Origin of the sequence: Corallococcus sicarius (genome assembly GCF_003611735.1) — a bacterium.
Taxonomy (GTDB): domain Bacteria; phylum Myxococcota; class Myxococcia; order Myxococcales; family Myxococcaceae; genus Corallococcus; species Corallococcus sicarius.
In genome coordinates this window covers 1-379 of record NZ_RAWG01000797.1, presented here as the reverse complement: position 1 = coordinate 379, position 379 = coordinate 1, and the positions used below count along the sequence as shown (strand labels likewise).

Genomic DNA, 379 nt, shown 5'->3' with positions numbered 1-379 from the left:
CACCCATGGCAGACAACCTGGCGGACACCGCCGTCAACACCGCAAGCAAGTACCAGGCAATCGTGGCGCAATACGCCACCGACGTCGGCATGAAGATCCTCGGCGCGATCGTTTTCTGGGTGGTCGGCCGCTGGCTGATCAATCTGGCGGTGCGCATGGTGGAAGGCTCGTTGAGCCGACAGAAGGTCGATCCGACCGTGCTGCGGTATGTCGGCTCCATCATCACCGTCACGCTGAATGTGCTGCTGGTGATCGGCATCCTCGGCTATTTCGGCATCCAGACGACGACGTTCGCAGCGCTGATTGCCGCAGCCGGTGTGGCGATCGGCATGGCGTGGTCGGGCCTACTGTCGAACTTTGCGGCGGGCGCGTTCCTGAT

Annotated in this window: 1 pseudogene; it reads left to right on the top strand. The window is 62.5% G+C overall.

Annotated features, from left to right (window positions below):
• Nucleotides 1-379, top strand: a pseudogene (locus tag D7X12_RS45810) (hypothetical protein); the annotation flags it as partial.